Annotated in this window: 21 protein-coding genes; 9 read left to right on the forward strand and 12 right to left on the reverse strand. The window is 70.7% G+C overall.

Annotated elements, in window-relative coordinates; translation table 11 throughout:
- The first annotated feature begins 10 nt into the window (after nt 1–10).
- Genes ACTWJ8_RS34405 through ACTWJ8_RS34425 form a run of 5 tightly spaced genes read left to right on the forward strand, consistent with a single transcriptional unit; the run spans nt 11 to nt 6,291 of the window.
- The gene (locus ACTWJ8_RS34405; protein ID WP_443261438.1) at nt 11–1,564 is read left to right on the forward strand and encodes a hypothetical protein; all 1,554 of its coding nucleotides are present in this window, start codon (nt 11–13) and stop codon (nt 1,562–1,564) included.
- Nucleotides 1,561–3,099 carry a hypothetical protein gene (locus tag ACTWJ8_RS34410; RefSeq protein ID WP_443261439.1) on the forward strand — a complete coding sequence of 513 codons (1,539 nt, stop codon included), beginning with the start codon at nt 1,561–1,563 and terminating at the stop codon, nt 3,097–3,099. Before ACTWJ8_RS34405 ends, ACTWJ8_RS34410 begins: the two co-directional genes overlap by 4 nt.
- Nucleotides 3,089–5,143 (forward strand): N,N-dimethylformamidase beta subunit family domain-containing protein, encoded by a 2,055-nt coding sequence (locus tag ACTWJ8_RS34415; RefSeq protein ID WP_443261440.1) that lies wholly within the window; start codon nt 3,089–3,091, stop codon nt 5,141–5,143. The genes ACTWJ8_RS34410 and ACTWJ8_RS34415 overlap by 11 nt, the downstream gene beginning before the upstream one ends.
- 48 nt (nt 5,144–5,191) lie before the next feature.
- A complete protein-coding gene (locus ACTWJ8_RS34420) occupies nt 5,192–5,617 on the forward strand; it encodes a hypothetical protein (RefSeq protein WP_443261441.1) in 426 nt (141 codons plus the stop codon).
- 50 nt (nt 5,618–5,667) lie between these two features.
- Nucleotides 5,668–6,291, forward strand: a complete 624-nt coding sequence (locus ACTWJ8_RS34425; RefSeq protein ID WP_443261442.1) for an acyltransferase — start codon at nt 5,668–5,670, stop codon at nt 6,289–6,291.
- Here the strand turns inward: ACTWJ8_RS34425 and ACTWJ8_RS34430 are convergent.
- Together ACTWJ8_RS34430 and ACTWJ8_RS34435 are read right to left on the reverse strand one after the other, a co-directional pair.
- Nucleotides 6,278–7,153 carry a DUF3626 domain-containing protein gene (locus ACTWJ8_RS34430; RefSeq protein WP_443261443.1) on the reverse strand — a complete coding sequence of 292 codons (876 nt, stop codon included), beginning with the start codon at nt 7,151–7,153 and terminating at the stop codon, nt 6,278–6,280. The genes ACTWJ8_RS34425 and ACTWJ8_RS34430 overlap by 14 nt on opposite strands.
- A gap of 71 nt (nt 7,154–7,224) precedes the next feature.
- On the reverse strand, nt 7,225–8,247 hold the full coding sequence (locus ACTWJ8_RS34435) for a glycosyltransferase family 2 protein (RefSeq protein WP_443261444.1): 1,023 nt from the start codon (nt 8,245–8,247) through the stop codon (nt 7,225–7,227).
- Nucleotides 8,248–8,357: 110 nt separating this feature from the next.
- On the opposite strand from ACTWJ8_RS34435, the gene ACTWJ8_RS34440 reads away from it, so the two are divergent.
- On the forward strand, nt 8,358–8,702 hold the full coding sequence (locus ACTWJ8_RS34440; protein WP_443261445.1) for a GtrA family protein: 345 nt from the start codon (nt 8,358–8,360) through the stop codon (nt 8,700–8,702).
- Between the two features lie 24 nt (nt 8,703–8,726).
- Here ACTWJ8_RS34440 and ACTWJ8_RS34445 read toward each other — a convergent pair whose 3' ends face one another.
- The 4 genes from ACTWJ8_RS34445 to ACTWJ8_RS34460 all read right to left on the reverse strand — a co-directional run bounded on the left by ACTWJ8_RS34445 (nt 8,727) and on the right by ACTWJ8_RS34460 (nt 12,794).
- Nucleotides 8,727–9,767: a Gfo/Idh/MocA family oxidoreductase gene (locus ACTWJ8_RS34445; RefSeq protein ID WP_443261446.1), complete on the reverse strand. Its 1,041-nt coding sequence runs from the start codon at nt 9,765–9,767 to the stop codon at nt 8,727–8,729.
- Nucleotides 9,764–10,861: a DegT/DnrJ/EryC1/StrS family aminotransferase gene (locus tag ACTWJ8_RS34450; RefSeq protein WP_443261447.1), complete on the reverse strand. Its 1,098-nt coding sequence runs from the start codon at nt 10,859–10,861 to the stop codon at nt 9,764–9,766. Before ACTWJ8_RS34450 ends, ACTWJ8_RS34445 begins: the two co-directional genes overlap by 4 nt.
- A gap of 136 nt (nt 10,862–10,997) precedes the next feature.
- Nucleotides 10,998–12,368 (reverse strand): coproporphyrinogen-III oxidase family protein, encoded by a 1,371-nt coding sequence (locus ACTWJ8_RS34455; RefSeq protein WP_443261448.1) that lies wholly within the window; start codon nt 12,366–12,368, stop codon nt 10,998–11,000.
- A gap of 6 nt (nt 12,369–12,374) precedes the next feature.
- Nucleotides 12,375–12,794, reverse strand: a complete 420-nt coding sequence (locus ACTWJ8_RS34460) for an NUDIX hydrolase (RefSeq protein ID WP_443261449.1) — start codon at nt 12,792–12,794, stop codon at nt 12,375–12,377.
- A gap of 46 nt (nt 12,795–12,840) precedes the next feature.
- Here ACTWJ8_RS34460 and ACTWJ8_RS34465 point away from each other — a divergent pair, with 46 nt between their 5' ends.
- Nucleotides 12,841–14,010 carry a hypothetical protein gene (locus ACTWJ8_RS34465; RefSeq protein ID WP_443261450.1) on the forward strand — a complete coding sequence of 390 codons (1,170 nt, stop codon included), beginning with the start codon at nt 12,841–12,843 and terminating at the stop codon, nt 14,008–14,010.
- Entirely contained in the window at nt 14,007–14,585 is a 579-nt protein-coding gene (locus tag ACTWJ8_RS34470) for an AAA family ATPase (protein WP_443261451.1), read from the forward strand. Before ACTWJ8_RS34465 ends, ACTWJ8_RS34470 begins: the two co-directional genes overlap by 4 nt.
- Nucleotides 14,586–14,600: 15 nt before the next feature.
- Here the strand turns inward: ACTWJ8_RS34470 and ACTWJ8_RS34475 are convergent, their stop codons facing one another.
- From ACTWJ8_RS34475 to fxsT, 5 genes are read right to left on the reverse strand one after another with little or no spacing between them, the layout of a single operon-like run.
- Nucleotides 14,601–16,025, reverse strand: a complete 1,425-nt coding sequence (locus tag ACTWJ8_RS34475; protein ID WP_443261452.1) for a hypothetical protein — start codon at nt 16,023–16,025, stop codon at nt 14,601–14,603.
- Nucleotides 16,015–17,145 carry a cation:proton antiporter domain-containing protein gene (locus tag ACTWJ8_RS34480; RefSeq protein WP_443261453.1) on the reverse strand — a complete coding sequence of 377 codons (1,131 nt, stop codon included), beginning with the start codon at nt 17,143–17,145 and terminating at the stop codon, nt 16,015–16,017. The genes ACTWJ8_RS34475 and ACTWJ8_RS34480 overlap by 11 nt, the downstream gene beginning before the upstream one ends.
- Nucleotide 17,146: 1 nt before the next feature.
- Complete coding sequence (locus tag ACTWJ8_RS34485; protein WP_356373349.1) at nt 17,147–18,253, reverse strand: hypothetical protein; 1,107 nt, start codon at nt 18,251–18,253, stop codon at nt 17,147–17,149.
- Between the two features lie 23 nt (nt 18,254–18,276).
- Nucleotides 18,277–19,068: a hypothetical protein gene (locus ACTWJ8_RS34490; protein WP_443261454.1), complete on the reverse strand. Its 792-nt coding sequence runs from the start codon at nt 19,066–19,068 to the stop codon at nt 18,277–18,279.
- Between the two features lie 20 nt (nt 19,069–19,088).
- On the reverse strand, nt 19,089–23,021 hold the full coding sequence (fxsT, locus tag ACTWJ8_RS34495; protein ID WP_443261455.1) for an FxSxx-COOH system tetratricopeptide repeat protein: 3,933 nt from the start codon (nt 23,019–23,021) through the stop codon (nt 19,089–19,091).
- 244 nt (nt 23,022–23,265) lie between these two features.
- On the opposite strand from fxsT, the gene ACTWJ8_RS34500 reads away from it, so the two are divergent.
- Nucleotides 23,266–23,931, forward strand: a complete 666-nt coding sequence (locus tag ACTWJ8_RS34500; RefSeq protein WP_356373346.1) for an MSMEG_1061 family FMN-dependent PPOX-type flavoprotein — start codon at nt 23,266–23,268, stop codon at nt 23,929–23,931.
- Between the two features lie 16 nt (nt 23,932–23,947).
- Here ACTWJ8_RS34500 and ACTWJ8_RS34505 read toward each other — a convergent pair whose 3' ends face one another.
- The gene (locus ACTWJ8_RS34505) at nt 23,948–25,027 is read right to left on the reverse strand and encodes an SPFH domain-containing protein (RefSeq protein WP_356373345.1); all 1,080 of its coding nucleotides are present in this window, start codon (nt 25,025–25,027) and stop codon (nt 23,948–23,950) included.
- Nucleotides 25,028–25,036: the final 9 nt, after the last annotated feature.

Here is a 25,036-nt window from a genome sequence, read left to right on the forward strand (position 1 = left end):
GAACCCCGCCATGCCCGATGCCGCAGCCCCGCCCTCCTCCCCGCCGCGGGCCCGGTGGGAGCGTGTGCCGCAGGCCCTGCGGATGCCGCTCGTCGTCTTTCTGGCCTGCCAGACCGTCTACCTGCTGTGGTGGGCGGCCTTCTACCCCGGGATGATCGACTACGACGCGCTCGCCTACACCTGGCAGGTCACCACCGGGCATTGGATCTCCAACCACTCGGTCCTCTACAACGCCCTCCTCTGGCTCAGTCTCAAGTCCACCGGCGGGCATGCGGCATTGACGCTGTGTCAGACCGTGGCGATGTCCGCGGTGCTCGCCTACACGTGCGCGAGCCTGCGCACCCTCGGTGTGCGCGGCCGGTGGAGCGCGCCCGCGGCCCTCGCCTGCGCGCTCGTCCCGTCGCTCGCCGCGTTCACGGTCTACGTCGGCAAGGACGTGCCGTTCACGATCTGCGCGGTCCTCGTCTTCGCCGTCGCCGCGCGCCTGGTCGGCAGGCGCCTGCACGGCACATGGGAGCGGCGCCTGCACCGCTCCGAGACCGTGCTGCTCGCCGTCGGTTTCCTCGGCATCGGGCTGTTCCGCAACAACGGCTTCCCCGTCGCCGTGATCGCCGGCCTGTGCCTGCTCGTGGCGCTGCCCGGCGCGCGCCGCGTACTGGCCGCGCTCGTCGTCGCCACCACGGCCGTCACCCTCTCCCTGATGCTCGCCGGCTACGCGGCGCTGGGCGTCGAGAAGCCGCCGAGGGCGCTCGTCTACAACCTGCACTACGCCGACCTCTCGGTCACCTACGCCAAGGCGCCCGAGCTGTTCACCAAGGACGACCTGGCGGTCATGTCCAAGGCGGCGCCGCTGGCGACCTGGCGTGAGAACGGTACGTCGTGCTTCGCCTCCGACCCGATGTACCGCAGTCTGTACGCGGTCGACGACCGGCTCACCGAGCCGCTCGTCCAGGTGTGGTGGCGCACCCTGCACAAGGCCCCGCAGGACGTGCTCGGTGCCCGCCTGTGCCGCGGCCACATCGCCTGGGCCGTCTTCCCGGGGCCGCAGGACCAGGGCGGCAGGACGTACAACCGGCTCGACCGCGTGGACCCGGCGTTCTACCACCGGTACCCGGAGATGCGGACCAGCCCCTACAGCGCGGCGGCCCAACCCCGCCCCCTGTCCACGACGCTCGGCCACATCGGCACCTTCGCCTACGAGGCCGCCCACACACCCCAGTTGGAGTGGATCCTGTGGCGGGGCGCCATCTGGTCGTACGCCACGTACCTGCTCGTCGCCCGGTTCGCCCGCTCGCGGCGCTGCCGCCCGCTGTACGCGCTCGCCGGAGTCACCCTCGGCACCCAGCTCACCGTCCTCGTCGCCACCCCCTCGCCGTGCTTCCGCTACATGGCCGCGCCCATCTTCATCGGACTTCTCACCCTGTCGCTGATCCCGGCTCTGCGCGGCACACCGGGCCACGTCGTGCCGCCCCCGGCCAACGGTGGGGCGCTGTCCGGCGCACCGGCGAGGAAGCCGTTCCCCGTCGCGTCCTCCTCCGCCGCGCGCACCGGGAACCCGGAGTGAGGGCGGCATCGACGGTGCGCGTCCTCCCCTCGCGCGTACCGCCCGCGAAGCGCCTCCCGCTGGCCGTCTTCGCGGCCTGCCAGGCCTGCCTGCTGTTCTGGTGGGCGGCCTTCCACCCGGGCCTGATGACCATCGACACGGCGGCGTACACCTGGCAGGTCACCACAGGGAACTGGCGCTCGGACCACTCGGTGCTCTACGACGCCCTGGTCTGGCTCAGCCTCCAAGGCACTGGCGGATTCGCCGCCTTGACGCTGCTTCAGACAGTCGCCATGTCCGCCGTGCTCGCGTACACGTGCGCGGGCCTGCGGACGCTGGGCGTGCGCGGGAGGTGGAGCGCGTCGGCCGCGCTGGTGTGCGTGGTGGCGCCGCCGCTCGGGTCGTTCGTGGTCTTCGTGTGGAAGGACGTGCCGTTCACGATCTGCGCGGTCCTGGTGTTCGCCGTGTCCGTACGGCTGGTGGGCAGGCGGGCGCACGGCACGTGGACCGGCAGGCCGCGGACCTCGGAACTGGTGCTCCTGTGCGTCGGGCTCCTCGGCGTCGACCTGTTCCGCAACAACGGCTTCCCGGTGTCCCTGATCGCCGCCCTCGCGCTCGTCCTGGTGCTGCCCGGAGCCCGGCTCCTGATTGCCACGATCGCCGCCGTGACCACGGCCCTGACCCTGGTGTTCGCCCTCGCCGTCTGCCCGGCGCTCGGCGTCGAGCAGCCGAACAAGGCGTTCCTCTACAACCTGCACTACGCCGACCTCGCCGTCGCGTACGCGCAGACCCCCGAGCGCTTCAGCGCCGCAGACCGGCGCGTCATGACACACGTGGCACCGCTGAAGACCTGGAAGGCGGGCGGCGACAACTGCTACGTATCGGACATCCTCTACTACAACACCTCCTGGAACCGCACCGAGGCCGACCGCCTCAGCACACCACTGGTCCGCATGTGGTGGCGCACCCTGCGCGAGCGGCCCCAGCAGATCATCGACGCCCGCCTGTGCCGCGGCCACATCGCCTGGGCCGTCTTCCCCGGACCTGCCGACAAGGGCGCCAGGACCTGGACGTACAACACGACCATCCCCGCCGACCTGTGGGGCTACGGCCCGATCCAGGACAGCCCGTACCGCGACCAGCTCAAGGCACGCCCGCTGTCGTCGACCCTCCACGACGCCGCCACCTTCGGCCGCTCCGCCTTCCTCGTCCCCCAATTGGAGTGGCTGCTGTGGCGGGGCGCCACCTGGTGCTACCTCACCTACGTCCTGGTCGCGCTGCTCGCCCGAGCCCGCCGCCGACGCGCCCTGCTCTCCCTCGCCGGCGTCACCCTGGGTGCGCAACTCACCGTGCTCGCCGCCAATCCGGCGCCGTGTTTCCGCTATATGGCCGCACCCATGTTCATCGGAGTGCTGTGCCTTTCGCTGATTTCCGCGCTGCGGTCGGACGCGGCGAAAACCCCGCACGTGTCGATTCTTGCGCCGGGCCGACCGGCCCACAATCATCCCTGCTCACAACAGTGCCTCCGGGAGGACACCGAAAGAAATGGCCTATGACCCGCAACAACGGTTCCTGAACCTGGTGCCCGGCGGCAACGGAATCATCTACGCGATCCAGGCGGACGGAAAGCTCTACTGGTACCGGCACACCAACTGGAGCACCGGCACCCCCGCCTCCTGGGCGAATTCCGGCTCCGGGCGGGTCATCGGCAACGGCGGCTGGCAGAAGTTCCGCTTCGTCCTGGCCGCCGCGGACGGCCAGATCTTCGCCTTCATGCCCAACGGCGACCTGCTGTGGTACCGCTACATCCTCTCCAACAGCTCGACCGGCGCCGGCAGCTGGCACGCGGCGAGCGGCACCCGGATCGGCACCCAGTGGAACTTCCCCCGGGTGATCGGCGGCTGGAACAACGTCTTCTTCGCCCAAGAAGGAAACGGCGACCTGCGCTGGTACAAATACACCGGCACCAACGGCTCGTTCAGCTGGGCCGCGAATTCCGGCGCCAGGATCGGCACGCAGTGGCAGCCCTACACCCAGCTTTTCGCCGACCCCAACGGGGTCATTTACGGAACGCGGCACGGCAGCGCGCTCAGCTGGTTCCGCTATCTCGGCACGGACGGCTCGTTCAAATGGGCCAACGGCGGTCAGGCCATCGACACCACCATGCTCGGCCCCTTCGAGCGGGGCCTTTTCTCCAACGGCTCCGGCACCATCTACAAGATCCAGACGAGCACCGCCAATCCGCCCGGCGCCGACACCCGCCTCCAGTGGCAGCGCCTGCTCAACTCCGAGACCGTGGACACCAAGGGTGTGCAGTGGGCCAACGGGTCCGGGAGCGTGGTCGGTTCGGGCTTCACCCGCGAGGAGTGCGCGGCCCTCCAGGGCTACCCGACGACGGTCTCCGCACGGCAGGGCACGAGCCTCGGCATCCACGTGTCCACGACGTTCCCCTCCTACACGTCCTCCACGCTGCGCCTCGCGCCCGCCACCGGGAACCCGATCGTGGTCACCCAACCCACCAGCAGGACGGGGAAGTTCCAGCCCCTGCAGAGCGGATACCACAGCGCCGGCTGCGGCTGGAGCACATCCTTCTCCGTCGCCGTCGGCACGGGGTCGAGCTGGCCTTCGGGCATCTACGCCTCCCAGCTCAAGTCGTCGCACGGCAAAGAGCACAACGTCATGTTCGTCGTGCGGCCCACCACACCCCAGCGCCAGATCGCCGTGCTGGTGCCCACCAACACGTACAACGCCTACAACTTCTGGGGCGGCCACAACCAGTACACGACCGGGCAGAGCGGCGCCCAGCGCACCGTCTCCATGCAGCGCCCGAACATGGGCACCTCGTGGGACAACGGCTATCGCGCCTCTCCGGGCATCATCGACCACCTGCTCTACAGCGACCTGTTGCTGCTGCGCTGGATGACGTCGAAGAGCATCGCCTACGACTGCTGGGCCGACACCGATCTGCACGCCACCGGCGCCAGCTGGCTGCGGACATCCGCCCAGGGCGGCACGTACAAGGCGCTGGTGCTCACCACACACCCCGAGTACTTCACGCAGACCGCGCGCGACAACCTCGTCGCCTTCCAGAACAGCGGCGGACGCATCATCTACCTCGGCGGCAACGGCATCTACGAACGGATGCGGTACACGGCCGACGGCAACGCCATCGTCTTCCGGCGCGCCGACGGCAGCCGCGACGTCTACGCCGACGCCGGGCAGTCCGAGGAGCAGATCCTCGGTGTCTCGCACTACGGGCCGACGTACATGAGCTTCTCGCCGTACCAGGTGCGCGACACGGCCAACAACCCGTTCACGCCGGGCACCGGGCTCAGCGTGGGGGATGTCTTCGGCAGCAGCTCCTACGACATCGCCGCCAGTGGCTGGGAGGTCGACCGCAGGCAGGCCGACGTGCCCGGCTCCGTGCTGATCGCGGAGGGGATGAACAAGACGGGCGGCGCCGAGATGCTCTACGTACCGCCCACGGGCACCAAGGGCTGGGTGTTCACGGCCGGTTCGCTGTCCTTCACCGGCAGCGTCCCGACGGACAGCGCGGTCCAGAAGCTCCTTCAGAACGTGTTCACCCAGGCCGTCGCGTAGCCACGTGCGACGCGCGATGCCCGACGGAGAGAAGAGACCATGAAAGAGATGTCACGGCGCACCGTGCTCGCCGGGGCGGCCGCGTCGTCGCTCGCGCTCGGGCTCCCTGCGGCGGCGAGCACGCCCGCCGCCGCGCAGCCCACCCGCGACGACCCGCCGGTCAGCAGCCAGTGCGGAGAGCTGGGATCCACCCAGGTCTGCGTCACCGCCCGCGAGGTCCAGGACGTCACCGGCCTCCAGTACGTCATCACCAACAACGGCGCGCAGGAGATGACGTACTCGGTCTGGTACGTCGACACCACCGGCGGCCCCGAGTCGGGCAAGGTCAAGGAGACGGTCCCGGCGGGGGAGACGGTCGTCGGCTACTTCTACGGCGCCGTCCAGCACTGCTTCACGCTGCACATGTGCGACACGGCCGAGACGGAGTGCGTCGTCCTCGGCCCGGTGTGCGGCGAGCATCCGGCGGAGTGGTGACGGCGCACCCGGGCCGCACCTTCCATGCCCGGTGATTCGTTTCCCAACACATGAAGCAGAACACTGAGGTGACCCTCGCACCGGTACGCGTGGCGGCCGGGGCCCAGGTCGACGAGTCGGCCGCGCTGGGCCCCGGCACCGCCGTGTGGGAACTCGCCCAGATCCGCGAACACGCCGTCCTGGGCGACAACTGCGTGGTGGGGCGGGGCGCCTACGTCGGCCCCGGCGTGCGCGTCGGCGACGGCGTCAAGATCCAGAACCTCGCGCTCGTCTACGAACCGGCGCGGCTCGACGACGGCGTCTTCGTCGGCCCCGCCGTCGTCCTCACCAACGATCACAACCCGCGCTCGGTCGACCCCGAGGGCCGGCCCAAGGGGCGCGCCGACTGGGAGCCGGTGGGTGTCACGGTGTGCGAGGGCGCCTCGCTGGGGGCGCGCTCGGTGTGTGTGGCGCCGGTGCGGGTGGGGCGTTGGGCGATGGTGGCGGCGGGGGCCACGGTGACCCGTGACGTCCCCGACTTCGCCCTCGTCGCGGGCGTCCCTGCGCGCCGCATCGGCTGGGTGGGCCGCGCGGGCCACCGCCTCCACGAGGTACCCGGCGTACCGGGTGTGTGGGAGTGCCCGGAGACGGGGGCGCGCTACACGGAGCGGGACGGGGCCCTCACGGAGTCCTGACCGGGGCAACCGCTGCCCGGGGTGCCCCGAACCTCGCCAGGCAGTGCCACACCTTCTTGACCGCCTGCGGGTCGTACCGCCCGCTGCGGGCGGCGTCCCCGACGACGTACGGATCGAGCACACCCTCCACGGCGATCCGTGCACCCAGCTCGACGAACTCCGGCCCCCGGTAGCCGGGATGCCGCCGCAGCTCGTCGACGGTGAGCCGGAACCCCGGGTGCCACTCCACGGGGCACGGGAGGCGGCGGGCCGTGTCCTCGACGGGGGTGCCCCGGAAGCAGGGGTCGAGGACCAGGGCCTCGACGTCGCGATCGAGGCGGACGGGGCCGTGCACCTGGGCCTCGACGTAGTCGTCGAGGGCGTCGCGGCGGTCGGCCGCGGCGAGCGCGATCAGCCCCATGCGGCGCGCCGTGCCGAAGTCCGACGGCTCCACGCAGCTGTCCGGGTAGCAGAACGTCGTCCGCTCCAGCGCCTGGCTGGTGAGCCGCAGGTGGGCCGACCCGAAGCGGGGCGCCGCGCCGATCGCGCTGTGGCGGAAGTTGAGAGCCCCGTAGACGGGGCGCTCGCCGGGAGCGGCGTCGTCGTAGGCCCCGTCGAAGATCCGGCTCTCCCATCGCCACCGGTCGCCGCCGGGATGGGCCGTCAGACCGCCGTTGCTCGTGCCGGTGACGAACTGGGAGACGTAGAGGCCGTGTTGGGCCAGGGAGTCGAGGACCGGCTTGCCGTGTGTCAGGCGTGTCAGGCGGTCGGGGTGGAAGTTGAGCGTGACCCGGAGCAGCGGGTCGATCGGCGGGCCCGACGACAGCTCGGCGACATGAGCGAGGGCCCGTTCCCGCGGTGTTCGGACGGCGTCGAAGCTCATGCGGGAAGTGTCCCCGAGCCGACCCGGTCGCGCACGTGGGTTTCCGTGCGTCCGTGGTGGCGGGAGTCGGCTCAGGAGCCGCCCACCGCCGCGGTTGCTGCTCGGCGGTCCGGGCTCTCCTGGATGTCGAGCATCAGGGCGCCGATGAGGAAGTGAATTCCCGTGAGGATCGGGAGAGTTGCCAGCAGGACGCTTCCCGCGCTGGCGCTCGCGGGGCCGAGCGTGTGGAAAAGCACCCACGTGCTCGCCGCGCCGCCGAAGGCCACCAGGAGCATTCCCGCGAGGAGCAGCAGGGCGATCGGCGAGAAGGAGAAGAGGACGTACTTCAGGACGACGCGCCGACCGGTTCCCCGCGCCAGTTTGGACATCAGGGCGGGAATCACCTTGTGCATGCGCATTGTGGAGACCTCGTTCCCGTACACGGCGGGAATCGGCACGTCGCAGGCGGGAATCCGCAGAATGTTCAGGTTGATCAGCAGGTCGTTCTCGAACGAGTAGTCCTTGGCGACGGCGTCGAGGTCGAGTCTTTCCAGCGCCGTTCTGTGGATCGCCGTGTAGCCGTTCTGCGGGTCGAAGAGATGCCAGTACCCGGAGGCCAGCTTCGTCATGAAGGAAAGGACGATGTTGCCGAGAATCCGGTGCCTCGGCATGCCCCGGTACGAATCCCGGGAGTAGAAACGGTTCGCCTTGGTGAACAGGGCGGTGCCGTCGCAGATGGGGGCGAGGAGGGCCGGCAGGTACGCCGGGTCCATCTGCCCGTCGCCCGCCATGACCACCGAGATGTCGCAGCCCAGGCGCAGCGCCTCCTGGTGGCCGTCGCAGACCGCCCCGCCGACCCCGGTGTTCTTCTCGTGCCGGATGAGGACCGTGCGCGGGTCGCCCGCGGACAGCGCCTCCGCGGAGGTCTCGTCGGTGCTCGCGTCGTCGATCACCACGATGTGGTCGACGAATTCCGGCATGGTGCTGATCGTGCGGGCGATCAGTTTTTCCTCGTTGTACGCCGGAACCACGACGGCGATTTTCGTGTTCTGATACACGGAAAACCCTCTCACGGTTCTTAAATTGAACCTGTCTGCGACGTCGGCATCGAGCACGGAGGAAGGTACCAGAAATCATTCAGAGAACGTGGAAATCCGTTCGTCGTTTCGCGCGCGCCGACACGGCGAGATTCCTCCTGGTCGGAGGCGTCTGCTACGTCATCGACGTGGGCACGCTGGTCCTGCTCCACGGCGTGCTGCGCATGCCGTTGGCGGCCGCCACCTCGCTGGCGTTCGTCACCGTATTGGCCGTGAATTTCTGCCTCAACCGGTCGTTCGTCTTCCGCAGCGGCACCATGGTCGGCCCGGCCTTCGCGAAATATCTGGTGCTCGTCGTGCTGAATTACTTCGCGACCGTGGCGACGGTCACCGGACTGACCGCGCTCGGCCTGCCGTACGTGGGGGCGAAGACGACGTCGACCATCGTCAACGCGGTGGCGAACTACGCCGCGTTCCGCTGGTGGGTGTTCAGGGTGCCCGCCGCGGGGAAGCCGCACACCGCGTTGCGATGACGACACACACGTGTGTCGGGTGGCTCAGGACGGCTGTACGGCCGCCGCCAGGTCCCGTGGCTGGGCGGCGTCCTGGAGCGGCAGCGACGCCTTACGCCGTGCCGAGTCCAGGACCACCTCGGCGACCTCCACCGTCCGCAGCCCCTGGTCGAGCGTGACGATGTCCATGGCCTTGCCCTCGACGGCGTCGCGGAACCGCTCGTGCTCGACCAGCAGCGGCTCCCGCTTGGGAATCGCGTACCGCACCATGTCGCCCTCGGCGGCCCCGCGGAACGCGCTGAGCGCCTCCCACTCGGTGGCGAACGCGCCGTTGGCGTGGAAGGTGAGGTCCGCGGTCAGGGTGTCGGCGATGAAGCACCCGCGCTCGCCCGTGACCGCGGTGAAGCGCTCCTTGAGCGGGCTGAGCCAGTTCACGAGGTGGCTGACCATCGTGCCGTCGGTGAGCTCGCCGACGACCGCCACCATGTCCTCGTGCGGCCGGCCGCTCTTGGACACGGTGCGCGCGGCCAGGGAGGCGTAGCGGCAGCCGGTCACCCAGCTCGTCAGGTCGATGTCATGGGTGGCCAGGTCCTTGACGACGCCCACGTCCGCGATGCGCGGCGGGAACGGGCCCTGACGCCGCGTCACCACCTGGAAGATGTCACCCAGTTCGCCCGCCTCCAATCGTGAACGCAGGCTCTGGAGCGCCGGATTGAAGCGCTCGATGTGCCCCACGCCCGCGACCAGCCGGGCCCCGGCGAAGGCGTCGGCGAGGCGCCGGGCCGCCGCCGCGGAGTGCGCGAGCGGCTTCTCGATGAGCGCGCACACACCGTTCGCGGCGAGGTGCAGGCCGATCTCCTCGTGCAGCACGGTGGGGCAGGCCACCACGGCGTAGTCGAGGCCGAGGGCGAGGAGTTCGGGCAGCGTCGCCACGACCGGGGCGCCGCGCGCCGCACCCGTCGGATCGCCCGCCGGGTCCATCACGCCCACCAGCTCGACGCCGTCGAGGGAGGCGAGGACGCGGGCGTGGTTGCGCCCCATCGCGCCGAGCCCGACGAGCCCCGCGCGCAGTGTCCGTCTGCTCATCGGGCACCTCCGGCGGCGCTCACGGCCCGGGCGATGCGCTCCAGGTCGCCCTGCCCGAGGCCGGGGTGCACCGGCAGCGACAGCACGGACGCGGCGGCGCGCTCGGTCGCGGGCAGCTCGGGCCCGGCCGGATCACGGAACGGTGTGAGCCGGTGGATGGGTGTCGGGTAGTAGACCGCGCTGCCGATGCCCTCGCGCGCGAGCTCCTCCTGCACGGCGTCCCTGCGCCCGTCGGGCACGGCGACGGTGTACTGGTGGTAGACGTGCCGCGCGCCGTCGGCGACGTACGGCGTGGCCACCCCTTCGATCAGCGAGTCCAGCACCTTGGCGTTGGCGCGCCGCCGCTCGGTCCAGTCCGGGAGCTGCTTCAGCTGCACCCGGCCGACGGCGGCGGAGACGTCGGTCATGCGCAGGTTCGCGCCGACGATCTCGTTCGCGTACCGCTGCTCCATGCCCTGGTTCCTGAGCAGCCGCAGCGTGCGGGCGAGTTGCCGGTCGGCGGTGGTGATCATGCCGCCTTCGAGGGCGTGCATGTTCTTCGTCGGGTAGAAGCTGAAGCACCCGGTCTGCCCGAACGCCCCGACGGGCCGCCCGTGCAGCGTCGCCCCGTGCGCCTGGCAGGCGTCCTCGACGACGGCGAGCCCGTGCCGCTCGGCCAGCGGCATCAGGGCGTCCATCGCGGCCGGGTGCCCGTACAGGTGTACGGGGACGAGCGCGGCGGTGCGTGGGCCGACGGCCGCGGCGACGGCGTCCGGATCGAGGCAGTAGGTGTCCGGCGCGATGTCGGCGAACACCGGGGTGGCGCCGACCAGGCGGACGGCGTTGGCGGTGGCCGCGAACGAGAAGGACGGCACCACCACCTCGTCACCCGGCCCGATGCCGAGCGCCAGCAGGCTCAGGTGCAGGGCGGAGGTGCCGGAGTTGACGGCGACACAGGCGCGGTCGCCGACCAGCTCCGAGAACTCCTCCTCGAAGGCGGCCACCTCCGGCCCCTGGATGACATGGCCGCTACGCAGCACGCGGACGGCGGCCTCGATCTCGGCTTCACCGATCACGGGCCGGGCGGCGGGAATTGGCAGATTGGACCCAGACACGAGCAGTCTCCGTAGGAAAGCGAGGACGTGGGCCTGCGTTCAACCTGGGTTCACGGTGAAGAGTTGCGTAGTTTGTCCGCTATCAACCCTTATGCAGTAAGTGGTGACTCGGTCCGTTGAGCCGTTGGCGGTACTGCTATTCGTCGTAGTCGAAGGCCAGCAGCCGGTCCCGCACCTGCCCGCTGAAGAAGTGCTGCACGATCACGTCGCGGTGGCGCAGGCCGAGGCGGGTGAGGCGGAGGCGGTCGGGTGTCGACTCCAGGAGGCCCATCCGCTGCAGTGTGGCCAGCTGGGGGCCGAAGTGGTCCTCGGGCGTCGCGTCGAACGTCTTGCGGTACCAGTCGGGGTCGAGGTCGGTGAGGCCGAGGATGACGGCCTTGCGCCGGCGCTCGTCGTCGTCCATGAGGAAGCCGTCCGTGCGGCCGTGGGTGTGGCGCGGAACCGCTTCGAGGTAGTCGCGCAGCACCCGCATCCGGTGCCGGACGCTGTAACCGTTGCGGTAGTCGCACTCCCACAGATATCCGCGGGCGCCCGCGCCGAGGCCGACCAGTGGCTGGAGGCCCCAGTGATTGGCCTTCTGGCGGTAGCCGCCGGCCGGGCCACGGGCCCAGCGCACATGGGTCTGCTGCCGGTATCCGGCCTCCCGCAGCCGCTCGTCCACGTAGTCGTACTTGGCGTACTGCTCCGCGCCGTCGATCGAGTGGTAGCCGCGCAGGTCGAATCCGGTGCGCGGGCGCAGGGTCAGCGCGTACGCGCACACGGTCTGCGGGGCGTGTCCGATGACGGTGTCGACGCTGTGGCGCCAGGAGGCGTGGTCCTGGCCGGGCAGACCGTAGATGAGGTCCACGCAGACGTTGCCGAAGCCGACCTCCATGACCTCGGTGAGTGCCCGCAGCGGGGTGGCGGAGGTGTAGTCGCGGCCGATGGCCGCCAGTTCGGTGTCCGCGAGGGACTGGAAGCCGAGGTTGACCCGGTTGATGCCGAGCCGGTGGAACTCGCGGAACTTCGCCGGCTCCACGGTGCTGGGGCTGACCTCCATGGCGACCTCGGGGATGGCCGCGATGTCCGTGCCCAGACGGCGCTCGATGCCCTCGAAGAGCCGGGCGAGCTGGGCGGGTGAGATCAGTGACGGGGTGCCGCCGCCGAGGTAGAGCGTGTCCAGGGTGTGACCGGACACCAGGGGGGCGTAGGCGTCCAACTCCCGCATCAGGGTGGTGATGTAGGTGTCGATCAGGTCCGTGTCGCGGGACGCGACGGCGAACAGATTGCAGAATCCGCAGATCTGTTCGCAGAACGGGAAATGCAGATAGAGATTGAGCGGTCCGCCGACGGAGTTCGCGAGGGAGCGTCCGACCGCCGCGGTGAGGTCGTCCGCCGCCACCGGACCGTAGGTCTGACGGGGTGGATACATGTACGTGTAGTCGGCGCGGACGTGGTCGGCGAGCTGCTTGCGCAGACGCCGGGCGAGCTGAGCGGTGTCGCCGTCCACGATGGTCTGGAGTCTCATGCGGCGTCAGTTCTCCGCTCGTGCAAGGTCGTTGCGGGATTTCTCGCAGGTGTCGATCAGCTCGCGGACGTTGGGGGAGAGGTCCGCCCAGCGTTCCCGCGCCTCGGCCAGGCTCATGTAGCGGGCGGCGTCGAAGGCCTGCTCGGCGGGTGCGGGGGAGCCCGCCATCAGCCGGACCTTGTACCACGCGTACCGGAAAGGCTGTCCGTCCTCGGTGAAGGTGCAGCCACCCAATCGGTTCTGCACGGCGACCGTGATGCCGAGTTCTTCCCGGAGTTCGCGGATCACCGCCTGTTCAGGGGTCTCATTCTTTTCAAGCTTGCCTCCCGGGAGTTCCCATCGGGGGCGCGGGGTGGTGCGATGGAGGAGGAGGATCCTGAGGGAGGAATCCGTCAGAACTCCACCGACAACGGGAAGTGCGTTCACGGCGGTCAGACTACACAGCCGGTGGGCACACGGGGGGAGATGGGCGATGCCGATCTTGAAGGTGATGGCCCTGGCCTGTAGGGACGATCTGGGGCCGTTGCTGGAAGCCGGGTTGATCGGTCAAGGGAGCGCCGGGCAGGCGTTCGAAATGAAAACGCGCTGGCTGGACAACGAGTTCAACAAGCGATGCAAGCCACTGCTGAATGTGAAATACGACGCGCAGGCCCTTGTCTTCGACCGTGACTCCTTCTACATAGACGGGGGATTGGACGGGCGGGAGCAATTCGACAGATTCGTCGGGACGTCGGAGTCCGGGGACCCGTGCCACGCGGTGATGCTGTTCGTGGGCCCGCATGCGGCGAGGAACGGCATCTTCGCCGCGATCGACAGCGTGCGGGAGTGCTGCCCCGGAGTCGCCTTCATGGTGTTCATGCTGTCGGGTGACAGTTGGGACGTCCTCAACTACATCTCCAGCAAGGGGAATCCGCACTATGCCATCCCCCAGGAGACCCAGCCTCTCGCGCAGTGGGCGGGGAAGTGGAACGAGGGTTTCCTGTGGTGCGCCGAGGCGCTCAAGCGGATCAAGGAGTCCCTTCTGGAAGGGCCGATCCTGGGGGTCGGATGCCTGCTGGTGGCCTGCCAGGAGGGGACGTTCTTCCTCTCCAAGCGGGAGTGGAAGAACGGTGATCAGAAGTACGGCACCTTCGGGGGCCCACTGGATTCGGACGCCAACATCACGGACGTCATCCTGCGGCACGGCAAGGACCGCTTTCTCCTGGACGACGAAAGCGTCTTCACTCCGGGGCCCTTGCTGGCCTGTACGAACATGCGGCGCGGCGAGAAGAACCACTATGTGGACATGACCTTTCTCTTCACCGTTCCACGGCAGTCGTCGTTGCGGCAGGGGAGCGATTTCGCCTGGTACGACGTCGCGGAGATGGAAAACTTCTGGCGCGAGGGACGGCTCTATCTCCCGGTCGCCAACGCATTTCTTCGATATTGTGCTCTCGAGGCCTACGGGAGGCTGGGGAGCGCCCTTTTGCTGCCTGCGGCGATTTCCTGGATCCAGCCGAATCTCACGCACAGCCCCGCGCTGCCCACCGACAAGTTGCTCGACATCGCCAAGCTGTTGGGGCCCCGGGCCGGCGCTGACGGGAACGGAGCGGGCGGCGGAGGCTGCCCCGAACTGTCGCCGCTCTTCTTCGAGACGCCGTGACGAGCGCACTTCTCCTGGTCGGGCCGCCCGCAGCCGGCAAGAGCACCGCCGCCGCACGCCTCGCCCGGCTGCTCGCACCCCAGGACGTACGGCTGCTGCAACTCGACACCGTCCACCGTGCGTTGTGCCCGCCTGGAGTGGAAGGGCGGGGCTATCACTACGAGCGGGGGATGCTCGTCCTCGACGAACGGCCACGGCTGGTCGCCGAGGCGCTGGAGGCCTTCGACGCGGCCATCGCCGCGGAAGCGGAGGGCGGGGGTGTGGTGCTGGTGGAGTTCTCCTCCTCCGACTACCGCGCCACCCTCGCCGCGCTGCCGTCCCTCGGGCGCTACGAGACCTACGCGCTGTACGTCACCGCGCCGCGGCCGATGCTGTACCGGCGCAATTCCCGGCGCGACGAGGCGATTCGGGTACCCGACGAGTTCCTGACGGCGGCGGCCGAGGCGGACCCGGCCGCCGTCGCCGCACACGTGGAGCAGGGCCGCTACGCCGAGGTGGTGAACGCCGCGGAACCGGCGGCCGAGCCGCTCGACGCGCGGCTCGGCCGCTGCCTCGACCGGTGGCGGCTGCGCTGACGCCCCCGGGTCCCCTCACCCGGCGATGATGCGGCGCCTCGCCGCGAGGACCGCGGCCCCGAACAGGAAGATGCTCGTCAGCAGGCAGACCAGCCAGACGGCGGTGTCCCACATCCCCGGCAGCGAGTCGGGTCGGAAGGCAGGGTTCCGGCCCGTGCCCGCGAGGGCCGCGAAGTACAGCCGCACCACCATGACCAGGGTGCCGCGCGCCGAGTCGTCGGCCAGCATGTCGATCGAGCGCAGCAGCAGCGCACCGCACACGCAGATGATCAGCTGCGCGACGAGCGGCGCCAGGACGCTCTGCCCGTACTGGATGGGGCGGAGGATCTCCAGGGCGAGACGGTCGGCGCTCCACAGGGGCAGGGATTTGCGGCGGTAGTCCAGTTCGGCGCGGCGCGCTGTCATCCGTACCTGAGCGTGGTCGTGGCTCTCCTCCACCTGGTGCAGCAGGTCGCTCCAGTACCTCGCCAGCTCGCGGTCCTCGCCCGGACGGTCCATGGCGCGGGCGCGTTTGACGCCGTCGGATGCGCTGCGGCCCGCCCAGAAGGACACATGTGCCGCCTTCTTGAGCTCGGCCAGGGAGTGCGGGCGCAGTTCGAACGCGTTGACGGCGGACAGCTCGGCGTCCTCGACCGACTCCACCCCCGCGACGACAAGGCCCGCGTCGGGATGGCCGTCCACTCGGCTGCCGCCTTCCGCCGACAGGGTGTGCACCGTGCCGCGGGCCCGCAGGATCCTGCCGCCCTCCCGCACGGTCAGCCCCAACTCGCCCCGGAAGACGGGGGAATCGAGGGACCCGCCCTCGACCGCCAGCTCTCCCGGGCCGCCGAAGACGATGCCGCTGTCGCCCTGCACGCCACGCACCAGCAGACGGGTGCCGGAGGCCAGGGACACCGCCCGCACCCCGCGAAGCGCCCCGGACCGCAGGGTCGCCCGGGGGCGGCCCGAGACTCCGGTCAGCACGACGGCCTCGCCGCGGACCTCGTCGGCCGTCAGCTCATCGGCCGGGGCGAGCCGCCCCTCGGCGAACGTCACCGTGGTGGCGTGCAGCGGCACCCGCAGGGTCGCGGCGCCGGTGATCTCCAGCGCCGCGAGCCGGTCGCAGCCCTGAAGCGACACGAGTGTGCTGCCCTCGCCGAGGACCAGGGCGGCCGGCGCCCGCTGCACCGCGACCTCGAGGCCCACCACCGTCAGACGCATGTTCCGCTGCGCCGCGCTGGTGGGGAGGATCACCGACAGCGGCTCGTCGAGCGCCCCGGCCCCCGGCTCGCGCTCCAGACGCAGGTCGGCGATCGGCTCGGGAACGTAGAGCCGCCTCACGCCGGACCCGATGACGACGTGCGCCCGGTCACCGGCTCCGGGCCGTATGTCGTAAGCGGGCTGCGGGCCGAACTGGCTGCGTGTCACCTCCGCGGCCCCCGCCTTCACTTCACACTCCATGTCGCTGTCCCCCCTCGGCGTCTGCGCGTCGTCGCGCGTAGCGCGGAAACCACCATGTGTGGGCGGTGAAGTGCAGCGCGTTCACCACCACGATCGCCGGCCCGACGATGGCCACCGTGCGGGGCAGATCGGGCTCCAGCATCAGCGCGAGGATGATCGCGGTGATGCCGTTCTGCTGCTGGCATGCCAGCAGCACGCGGTCCATGTGCTCCAGGCGCCGCGCGACGAACCACCCCACCACTCCCTGCGCCGCGAACGCGGCGACACCCAGCACGAGGCCGCGCAGCGGGTCGACCCCCAGGACGAGCAGCAGTCCCAGCGAGACGGCCGCCGCCACGAACGCGCCCCGTACCGCCCGCTCCAGCCAAGCCCCAAGCCGCGGACGGTAGAACAGGCCGACGGCGGCGAGACCGAGCAGCAACGACCAGCGCACCGCGGCGGCCAGGAACCCCAGCAGCAGCGCCACTTCGGCGACGTGCACCCGCCGCTCGGCTCCCGGCCACGTGCGCCGCGCCGTCCGCAGCCCGCGATGCGCCGCCAGCGCGACCGCCACGAGCGCCGCGTTGGCCGCCAGTTCCACGGCGTACGCGCCCGCAGTCGTGCGCACCGGGGAACCGGACTGCCCCGCGAGCGCGAACCGGGCGACGTACGCCGCGAGCAGCACCGTCACCGGGTCGTCGAAGGACGCCCAGATCGCCAGGACCGCGCGGCCCCGCTGCGAGAGCCGGGAGCGGTCCAGGAGCGCCGACACCGCCAGTGGGTCGATCTGTGCCATGACGACGGCGAGCAGCACGTACGACGGGTCCGGCACGACCCACCACAGCGCCCCGGCGATCAGCGCGGCCTTGCACACCACACCGACGGTGACGGCCGTCAGAACGGTCGGAAGCTCGTCCCGCACGTCCGAACGACTGACCCCGTACGTGCTGCCGTACAGGCCGACCGCCAGCAGGATCGTCGCGAGGGCGAGGAAGCCGTCGGAGCCGCTGATGTCCTCCACGTCACCGAAACGGGCCACCGCCCAACCGATGGCCATGAGCGCCGGGGCGAGCAGCAGACCCCTGATCGCCGGTGACAGCCGTGCCGGTCCGCCGGAGGGCGGCGCCGGGCGGCCGCCCATGTCACTCCGACATGCCGGGCTCGGCGCCCGAAGCCGCGGAACACGACCTGATGTCCGCAAGCAGGTGTGTCATCCGCTGGTCCGCCCGGCCCACCCGGTTCTGGTCGAGGGTGACGCCCAGCAGGTAGCTGCCGTCGCCGACCGCGTAGTAGTAGACCGCGCCCTCCTCGACGTCGAGAACCGTCCGCGACAGCCGGCTGCCGATCACGGGGACCAGGGTGTGGTCGAGGCGTCCGGTGATGAAGTGGAGTCGGTGCCCGATGTGTTCGTAGCGCTCGCGCCGCTCGTCGCGGCCGACCCACGCGAAGTAGGGGCGCAGCTTCTCGTGGTCGAGGACGTCGACGGCGAAGTGGTGGTCGCCGGCGCGGAAGTACGCGACGTAGTGCAGGTCCTGGACGCTGACGGCGGCCGCGCACAGGCCGAGCAGGTCCTGCTGGAGCGGGGTGAGTGGCTGCGGCACATGGGTGTGGCGGCTCCCGGAGCGCTGCCGCGGCACTCCTCCGGCCCGCGCCGACCGCCTTCTGTCCGCTTCTTCCTGCTCCCGCTCCCGCTCGTGCTCGAGCTCCGTGCGGTGGGCGGCCGTGTAGAGGAAGCCGCCGGCGTCGGGCGCGGATCGGTGCAGGCTCGACTGGACGGACAGGGCCAGCGCGGCCATCGCCTGGTCGGCACGGTGCACGGACGCGGTGTCGAGGGCCACGCCGACGAGGCACTCGCCGGGCCGGACGACGTAGTGGTACAGCGCGCCGTCGTGGAGGTCCCACACCGTGCGGATCAGGCGGCCGCTCTCCACGGGGGCGAGCGACTCGTCGAGCCGGTTCACGAGGTAGTTGAGCTGGCGGCCCATCCGGGCATAGAAGTCCCGGCGGCGGTCCCTGCTGTCGCCGGGCTTGAAGTGGCCGTCGAGGGCGTGGGCGTCGAGCAGGTCGGCGGAGAAGTTGAAGACACCGTTCAGGTAGTGCGCGACGTACTGGAGGGAGCGGGGCTCGTCGGCGGCGAAGGCGCTCCGGCACAGGTCGATCAGGGACTGGCTCTCCGCGCGGCGCACGTGGGCCGCGACGCGGATCTCCGGTTCGCGCGTGGTGTGCGGAAGCTGCTCCGTCGGTGACACGATCCGTCCTTCGGTGTCGGGGGTCACGCGGGACCCGGGAAGATCTCGGGGGCGAACGTGGCGATGGCGGTGCGGATGGCGGCGCTGAACGGGCCGTCCGTGGCAGGGAGTTCTCCGGGCCCTGCCGTCGTGGCGGCCTCCTTGTCGTAGGGGAGTTCGGCGACGACGGGCAGCGGTGGTGGCTCGCCCGCGATGTCGTGCGGCTGCGTCTTGTTGAGTACGCAGCCGAGCACACGGCCCATCAGGCCCCGCTCCCACAGGGCGTGTTGCAACCGCTCCAGCGTTCCGGCGGCGAGTTCCTGCGGCTCGGTCACGACGGCGATGTGCTGGACCCTGGAACACACCGCGAGGGTCTCCGGTCCCCAGCCCGCCCGGCAGTCCACGACCAGCAGTCCCGCCAGCTCGGTGAGCCGGTCGACGGCGCACGCGAGGACGGCCGGCACGTCCGAGGCCGCCGCCAGTCGTCCGGGCTCGGCCAGGCCCAGGAGGTACGTGCTCGGCTCCGCGTCGTCCGCCGGCCACAGCGGCCGCAGCAACCCCTCCACGGAGCGGTGCGCGAGCTCCACCCGCCGATCCAGCGCGAAGTCCGCGAGATCCCGGTGGCGCGGGGCGCCCCGGTACGCGGTCAGGAGCCGCGTGAGTCCGGCGCTCGCGGTGTCGCCGTCCATCAGGAAGATCTCGTGGCCGGTGTCGCGTACCGCGGCATCGGTGAGCATGGCCGCGGTCGCGGCGATCAGCGTCTTTCCGCTGCCCGACCCGGCGGACACCAGGGCGACCGAATGCGGCTGCCCCGGAATGCGGTCCTCGTACGTCACGGCCGGCCCCCTCGGTGTCTTCAGAAGATCGGCATGTCGATGTCGATGTCGGTGCGCCCGCGGTCCTGTACGGGATGCGCCGGGCGGCCGTCCGGCACGGCGCCGTCCGCCCGCCGCTCCGCGCGGTGGCGGCTGTCGCGCAGGTTCTCCTCGGCCGCCTTCGTGTACGGGTGCGTGGGGCCGAGCCGGGTGCGCAGCCCGGCCGCCGTGCTCTCGTCGAGACGCAGGGCCTCCTCCGCCCGGCCCGCCGCCATCAGCGCGTTCGCCTGCCCGAGGGAGGCGAGGAGGGTGTACGGGTGCTCGGCGCCGACCGTGTCGGCGAGCCCCCGGCGGCCCTCCTCTCCCCAGTCCGGGTGCGGGGAGGAGTAGCCGGACTCGCGGGTGAGCAGCGCCAGGTTCACGCGGCAGATGTGGGTGAAGGGGTGCTGGGCGCCGAAGACCTGCTCGTACAACGGCAGTACCTCGTCGGCCAGTTGCCTGGCGCGCTCGTGCCGTCCGAGCGCCCGGTAGTCCGCCGCCAGGCTGAGCACACAGGCGAGCGCGTTCGGGTGCCGGGCGCCGCCCAGCTCGCGGTAGCGCTCCAGCGCCATCTCGTCGAGGCGCTGCGCCTCCCGTACGAGGCCGGAGCCACCGCACCGGCGCAGGGTCGCGGCGAGGCTGCGGGCGGTGTGCGAGCGGTCGATCCTCGCCGCCTCGCCCATCCGCGTGAACTGCTCATAGGCCTCGCGCAGTTGGACGCGGGACGTCTCGTACTGGCCGAGCTCGCGGTAGTACGTGCCGAGATTGCGGGCCGAGACCCAGGTGCGGTGGTGGTCGGCGCCGAGCACGCGCTTGCGGCGCTCGTACGTCTCCCGGTCGAGCTGGATCGCCTCCTGGGGGACGCCGGTGAGGGACAGCGACACGGCCAGATTGCTGGCGGCGCTGAGGGTGTCGGGGTGCTCGTCGCCGAACAGGTGCCGGTAGCCGTCCCAGGTGGCCTGGTCCTCCGTGAAGGCGTCGAGGAACCGTCCGGCGTAGAGCAGATCGACGCCGCGGCTGCGGGCGGCCGTCAGGGAGTGCGGGTGCTCGATGCCCAGGATCCGCCGCAACTCCTCCAGGGCCGGTGTGTTCAGCTGCTCGGCGCGGCCGAACTCGCCCAGTGCGCGGTGCGCGTTGGCGAGCTGCACGCACAGCCGGGGCAGCAGCGGATCCGCCTCGCGTGCCGGCCGAGCCGACTGCCAGCGGGCCAGGACCCGGTCGCCCAGCTCTACGGCGCTGAACCACTGGTGGGTGCGCCAGAGGAACCGCACCTGGTTGACGAGCCAGCGACGCACCGCGTCGTCCGTGCTGTCGAGCGCGCCCGACGGGTTGATGTGCTTGTTGAGTTCGGCGTACCCGTCGTTGTAGTAGGTGTCGTCGGCCGAGGCATCCGGCGGCGCGTAGTCGGCGAGCAGCCGCAGGATCTGGTGGCGGGTGCTCTGCTGCGACTGTTCGTCCATGTGGTCGCGCAGGAAGGCCAGGAACAGGGAGTGCGACAGGATGCGGCCGCGGCCCTGGTAGTCGACCCTGACCAGGGCGCGCCGGGCCAGGTCGTGCAGGACGCGCGGGAACAGCACGGTGTCCACGAGCCGCTCGTCGGCCGCGCACAGCAGCTCCAGCGCACGCGGGGAGTGCAGCAGATCGAGGGCCACCCCGTCGGCCGACAGGAACGCGATCAGTTCCAGGAGCCGGCTGCCCGCGGGCTGCTCCGCGCGCAGGTCGTCGAGGGTGAGGCGCCAGGCCGCCGCCGTGGTCGCCGCGTACTCGGCGAAGTCCGCGGCGGGCGCCTGCTGCCGTGCGTGCCGGAACCGGGTGACGTAGGTGTCCACGGCGTCGCCCGGAGCCTCGCCGTACACGTCGAGGGACGCCGCCGCCTGCTCCACGGTCTGGGGCAGATGCCCGATGGTGTCGAGGAGCCGGTGCGCCTCGCGCGGGTCCAGGTGCGGCATCCGGCGATGCAGCATCTCGACGCTCTCGGCGGGGGCGAACTCGCCGACCCGCAGCGGGGCGATGGTGTCCTTCCACGCGGCGCTGCGCGACGTGATCAGGACGTGCCCCGCGCCCGGCTCGGGGAGCAGGGTGACCACGTCGCCCGGCGTGTCCGCGTTGTCGTACACCAGGAGCCACCTGCGGTGCTTGCGGTCGTCCGCGCACAGCGCCCGCAGTGCGGCCTCCGCCGCGTTCGGCATCGACGCCGACGCCACGGCCTCCAGGCGCAGCGCGAGCAGGGCGAGGGAGCGTCGTACGGAGATGGCCTGACGGGCGTCGATCCACCACACCACGTCGTAGTCCGAGGCGAAGCGGTGGGCGTACTCCAGGGCGATCTGGCTCTTGCCGATCCCCGGCAGGCCGCTCAGCAGGCTCGGTTTCGCGCCGGCGCCGGGCGGCAGCCGGTTGCGGAGCTCCGTGATCAGCGGCTCGCGCCCCACGAACACCGGGTTGAGCGGGGCCATGTCGCGGACGGCGGGGGTGCGGCCGGGGAAACGGGGGCCTGTGTCGGACGGATCCTCGTCGATCAGCGGCGGCAGCGCGGCGATCCGACCCAACTGCTCGATCAGCAGCTGCCGTGCCGTCTCCTCGTCGTGGTCCTTCAGGTTCACACCCGGGATCGCCGTGAACGCGCTGTCCAGGCTGCGGTCCTGGCCCTCCTCGACACGCACGGCCACCAGGCCGGGCGGCCCAGAGGGGCTGCCCGCCGCGCCGCGCAGGAACAGCTCCATCACCCGCTCCGCGTCCGGGGCGAGGGCGAGGGTCGGCGAGAGGACGACGACGATGGAGTCCACGTCCGGCAGCTCAGGGTCATGACCGCTGCCGGGCGCCCGCTCCATGAGCGTCATCCCGGCCTGCCGCAACTGCTCACGGATCCAGTCGGCCCACAGCCGGTCCCTGGGCGAGGAGACGACGTAGGCGGTGCGCGGGGCGTCGGCGGTCTGCCGCTCGAAGCGGCGCAGATACATCCGGCGGCGTCCCTCGTCCATCGGCACCAGCCGCGTCACGCGGCGCTCGGTGATCTCGGAGGTGAGCCGCTCGTACGCGGCGAGCAGTGTGTTCCCCGAGTCGGGCCGGTCGTGGAAGGTGGCGAGCACCTCCTCGTACGCGTACTGCGGCCGGTAAGGGATCTCGACCGCGCCCCAGTACCGCGACTGCTCGGCGCCCTCCGCGCCGGGCAGGAGCCGGGCGAAGCGCTGGTGGCACAGCGCGAGGCTCAGCTCCCGCTTCTCCGGCTCGCCCTGCTCGACCCGCATGGGCACGGGCAGGATCCGAAGGCCGTGCGGCGCGGTGCGCTGGATGGCCGCGGTCATCGCGGCGGCGCCCTCGATGGCCTGGTTGTTGAGCGTGAAGCCGATGACGAGCACGTCGGGCGGCAGGGGCGCGCAGACGCCCGGGGTGTCGGGGTGGCCGCCCGCGGTGTCGATGAGGACGTAGTCGTACGGCCCCGAGCGGATCGCCGAGCGCAGCTGCCCGATGAACCGGCCGCCCGCGGCGCTGTCGCGGAACTCCGGCCAGTCGAAGGCGGCGACGGCGTCCGCGTACGCGCTGTCCTGGCGCCCCGCACCGAGGAAGTCGATGCGCCCCGACGGGTTGTCGAAGGCCCAGTGCAGCGTCACCGTGTGCCGGGCGAGATCGACGTCGGGCCCGGCGCCCGTGGCCGCCCGGTGCGCGAGCACCAGATCCACGATGCCGGGTGTGCGGGCGAGTTCGGGGTCGGTCAGGAACGGCCGCAGGAAACGGTGCAGGCCGGGGTAGGGCAGGTCCCAGTCGATCAACAGGACATGGCGGCCGGCGCTGGCGAGGATCCACGCCACGTTGGCCGCGGCCATGGTGCGGCCGACGCCTCCGGTGGACGAGTAGAAGCTCACCACGGTGGGGCCCGCGGGCTCGCCGTCGAGCGGATCCGGCGGCTCCGTGGACCCAGAGGGACTGGTGGTCTCCATGGCGGCCCCCCGCTTTCCAGCCCGGACCGCGATCGGATCGTCGACTCGCTCCGCGTCGGCCCTCCAGCCGGTCCATTTTACGGAACCGGGGGAGCGGTGGGTATGGCTCCGCACCGAACTTCCCTGCGGATGACGGGCGTTGGACCATTGACCGGCGAACCCGCCCCCGTGACGCACACCGTCGACAGGATCCCGTGCCCGGTTTCCGCCCACGGGCTCCGGGACACCTTCTAGGGTCGCTCGTATGACGATCAACGCCGGTGCCACCGACTCGCTCTTCGCCTCCCTCCAGGCGGACGCTCTCACCAACCCCGACCAACTGCGCGAGCTCTACCCGCAGCCGAACCCGCACGCGCTGCGCAAGGAGACCGACCGACTGAACGCGGAGACCCGCGCGCTGGTCGGATGTTCCTCGCTGGTGTTCGTCGCGAGCGCGGACGCCGAGGGGCGGGCGGACGTGACACCGCGCGGCGGCCCGACCGGGTTCGTCTCCGTACTGGACGAACAGACCCTGGTGATCCCCGACGCGACCGGCAACAAGCGGCTCGACACGATGCACAACGTGCTGGAGACCGGCCGCGTCGGACTGCTCTTCCTCATACCCGGCCGGCCGACCACCCTGCGGGTCAACGGGCGGGCCTGTGTCTCGGCGCGCCCCGAACTGCTCGCCCAGCTCACACCCGTAGGGAAGCCGCCGGTCACCGCCCTTGTGGTGCAGGTCGAACAGGTCTACCCGCACTGCCCGAAGTCACTGATGCGCGCCAACGCCTGGCGGCCGGAACAGTGGCTGCCCGCCGACGCCCAGCCGAGCAGCGCCGAGGTGACGCTGGCCCAGCTGGACCTGCCGGACATGACGCTCGATCAGGTACGGGAGAACGAACGGGAGTCGCTGCGTCTGCGTTACGAGTGAGGGGGCGTTCAGAGGTTCAGTCGGTGGACGGCTTGCCCCGTCCCGGGATCTGCGTGGACTGTGCGGCCTCGGCCTCCGCCTTCGCGTTGTTGACCGCGGCGGCGGCCTGTTTGGCGACCTCGTCGGCCGCCGCGACGGCAGTGGTGTTCGGCTCCGTCAGTTCCGGGGTGTCGGTGTCGTCGGAGGTGGACTCCTCGGGCCGCACGTCCTTGGGGAGGCCCATCGTCGAGTGGTCGCCGAAGGCGCTGGAGACGGAGCGGACCGCCTCCGTCAGCTCGCCGGGGATCACCCAGAACGTGTTGTTCTCGCTCTTCGCCAAGTGGGGCAGCGTCTCGAGGTACTTGTAGGCGAGGATCTTCGGGTCGGCGTTGTTGCGGTGGACCGCCTGGAAGACGCGCTCGACGGCCTTGGCCTCGCCGTCCGCCCGCAGGATCATGGCCTGCTGCGTGCCCTGGGCCTCCAGGATGTCCTTCTGCTTCGTTCCCTCCGCCGTGAGGATCTTGGCCTGCCGTTCGCCTTCGGCGTGCAGGATGGCCGCGCGCTTGTCGCGCTCGGCCCGCATCTGCTTCTCCATCGCCTCCTTGATGGTGTTGGGCGGATCGATGGCCTTGATCTCGACGCGGTTGACGCGGATGCCCCACTTGCCGGTGGCGTCGTCGAGAACCGTACGCAGCCGGGTGTTGATCTCCTCGCGCGAGGTGAGGGTCTCCTCCAGGTCCATGCTGCCGATGACGTTGCGGAGCGTGGTCACGGTGAGCTGGTCGATCGCCTGGAGGTAGTCGGCGACCTCGTAGGCGGCCGACCTGGGGTCGGTGATCTGGTAGTAGAGGACGGTGTCGATGTTCACCACGAGGTTGTCCTCGGTGATGACCGGCCTGGGATCGGACGAGTACACCTGCTCACGCACGTCGAGCTTGGTGTTCACCCGGTCGGCCACGGGCAGCACGAGGTTCAGGCCGGGTTGCAGCGTGCGGCGGTAGCGGCCGAACCGCTCGATGTTGTAGCGGCGGGCCTGCGGGACGATCCGTACGGAGGTGGCCACGAGAAAGATGACGACGATGGCCGCCACCAGGATCGGGATGAGGATTGCGTCCACGGTTCCTCC

Source organism: Streptomyces sp. SDT5-1 (genome assembly GCF_052245995.1).
Lineage (GTDB): Bacteria > Actinomycetota > Actinomycetes > Streptomycetales > Streptomycetaceae > Streptomyces.

Excerpts from the sequence above, each read along its gene's own strand:
- ACTWJ8_RS34405 (WP_443261438.1), top strand. The coding sequence starts at position 11 with ATGCCCGATGCCGCAGCCCCGCCCTCCTCCCCGCCGCGGGCCCGGTGG.
- ACTWJ8_RS34415 (WP_443261440.1), top strand. The coding sequence starts at position 3,089 with ATGGCCTATGACCCGCAACAACGGTTCCTGAACCTGGTGCCCGGCGGC.
- ACTWJ8_RS34420 (WP_443261441.1), top strand. The coding sequence starts at position 5,192 with ATGTCACGGCGCACCGTGCTCGCCGGGGCGGCCGCGTCGTCGCTCGCG.
- ACTWJ8_RS34425 (WP_443261442.1), top strand. The coding sequence starts at position 5,668 with ATGAAGCAGAACACTGAGGTGACCCTCGCACCGGTACGCGTGGCGGCC.
- ACTWJ8_RS34430 (WP_443261443.1), bottom strand. The coding sequence starts at position 7,153 with ATGAGCTTCGACGCCGTCCGAACACCGCGGGAACGGGCCCTCGCTCAT.
- ACTWJ8_RS34445 (WP_443261446.1), bottom strand. The coding sequence starts at position 9,767 with ATGAGCAGACGGACACTGCGCGCGGGGCTCGTCGGGCTCGGCGCGATG.
- ACTWJ8_RS34455 (WP_443261448.1), bottom strand. The coding sequence starts at position 12,368 with ATGAGACTCCAGACCATCGTGGACGGCGACACCGCTCAGCTCGCCCGG.
- ACTWJ8_RS34465 (WP_443261450.1), top strand. The coding sequence starts at position 12,841 with ATGCCGATCTTGAAGGTGATGGCCCTGGCCTGTAGGGACGATCTGGGG.
- ACTWJ8_RS34475 (WP_443261452.1), bottom strand. The coding sequence starts at position 16,025 with ATGGAGTGTGAAGTGAAGGCGGGGGCCGCGGAGGTGACACGCAGCCAG.
- ACTWJ8_RS34480 (WP_443261453.1), bottom strand. The coding sequence starts at position 17,145 with ATGGGCGGCCGCCCGGCGCCGCCCTCCGGCGGACCGGCACGGCTGTCA.
- fxsT (WP_443261455.1), bottom strand. The coding sequence starts at position 23,021 with ATGGAGACCACCAGTCCCTCTGGGTCCACGGAGCCGCCGGATCCGCTC.
- ACTWJ8_RS34500 (WP_356373346.1), top strand. The coding sequence starts at position 23,266 with ATGACGATCAACGCCGGTGCCACCGACTCGCTCTTCGCCTCCCTCCAG.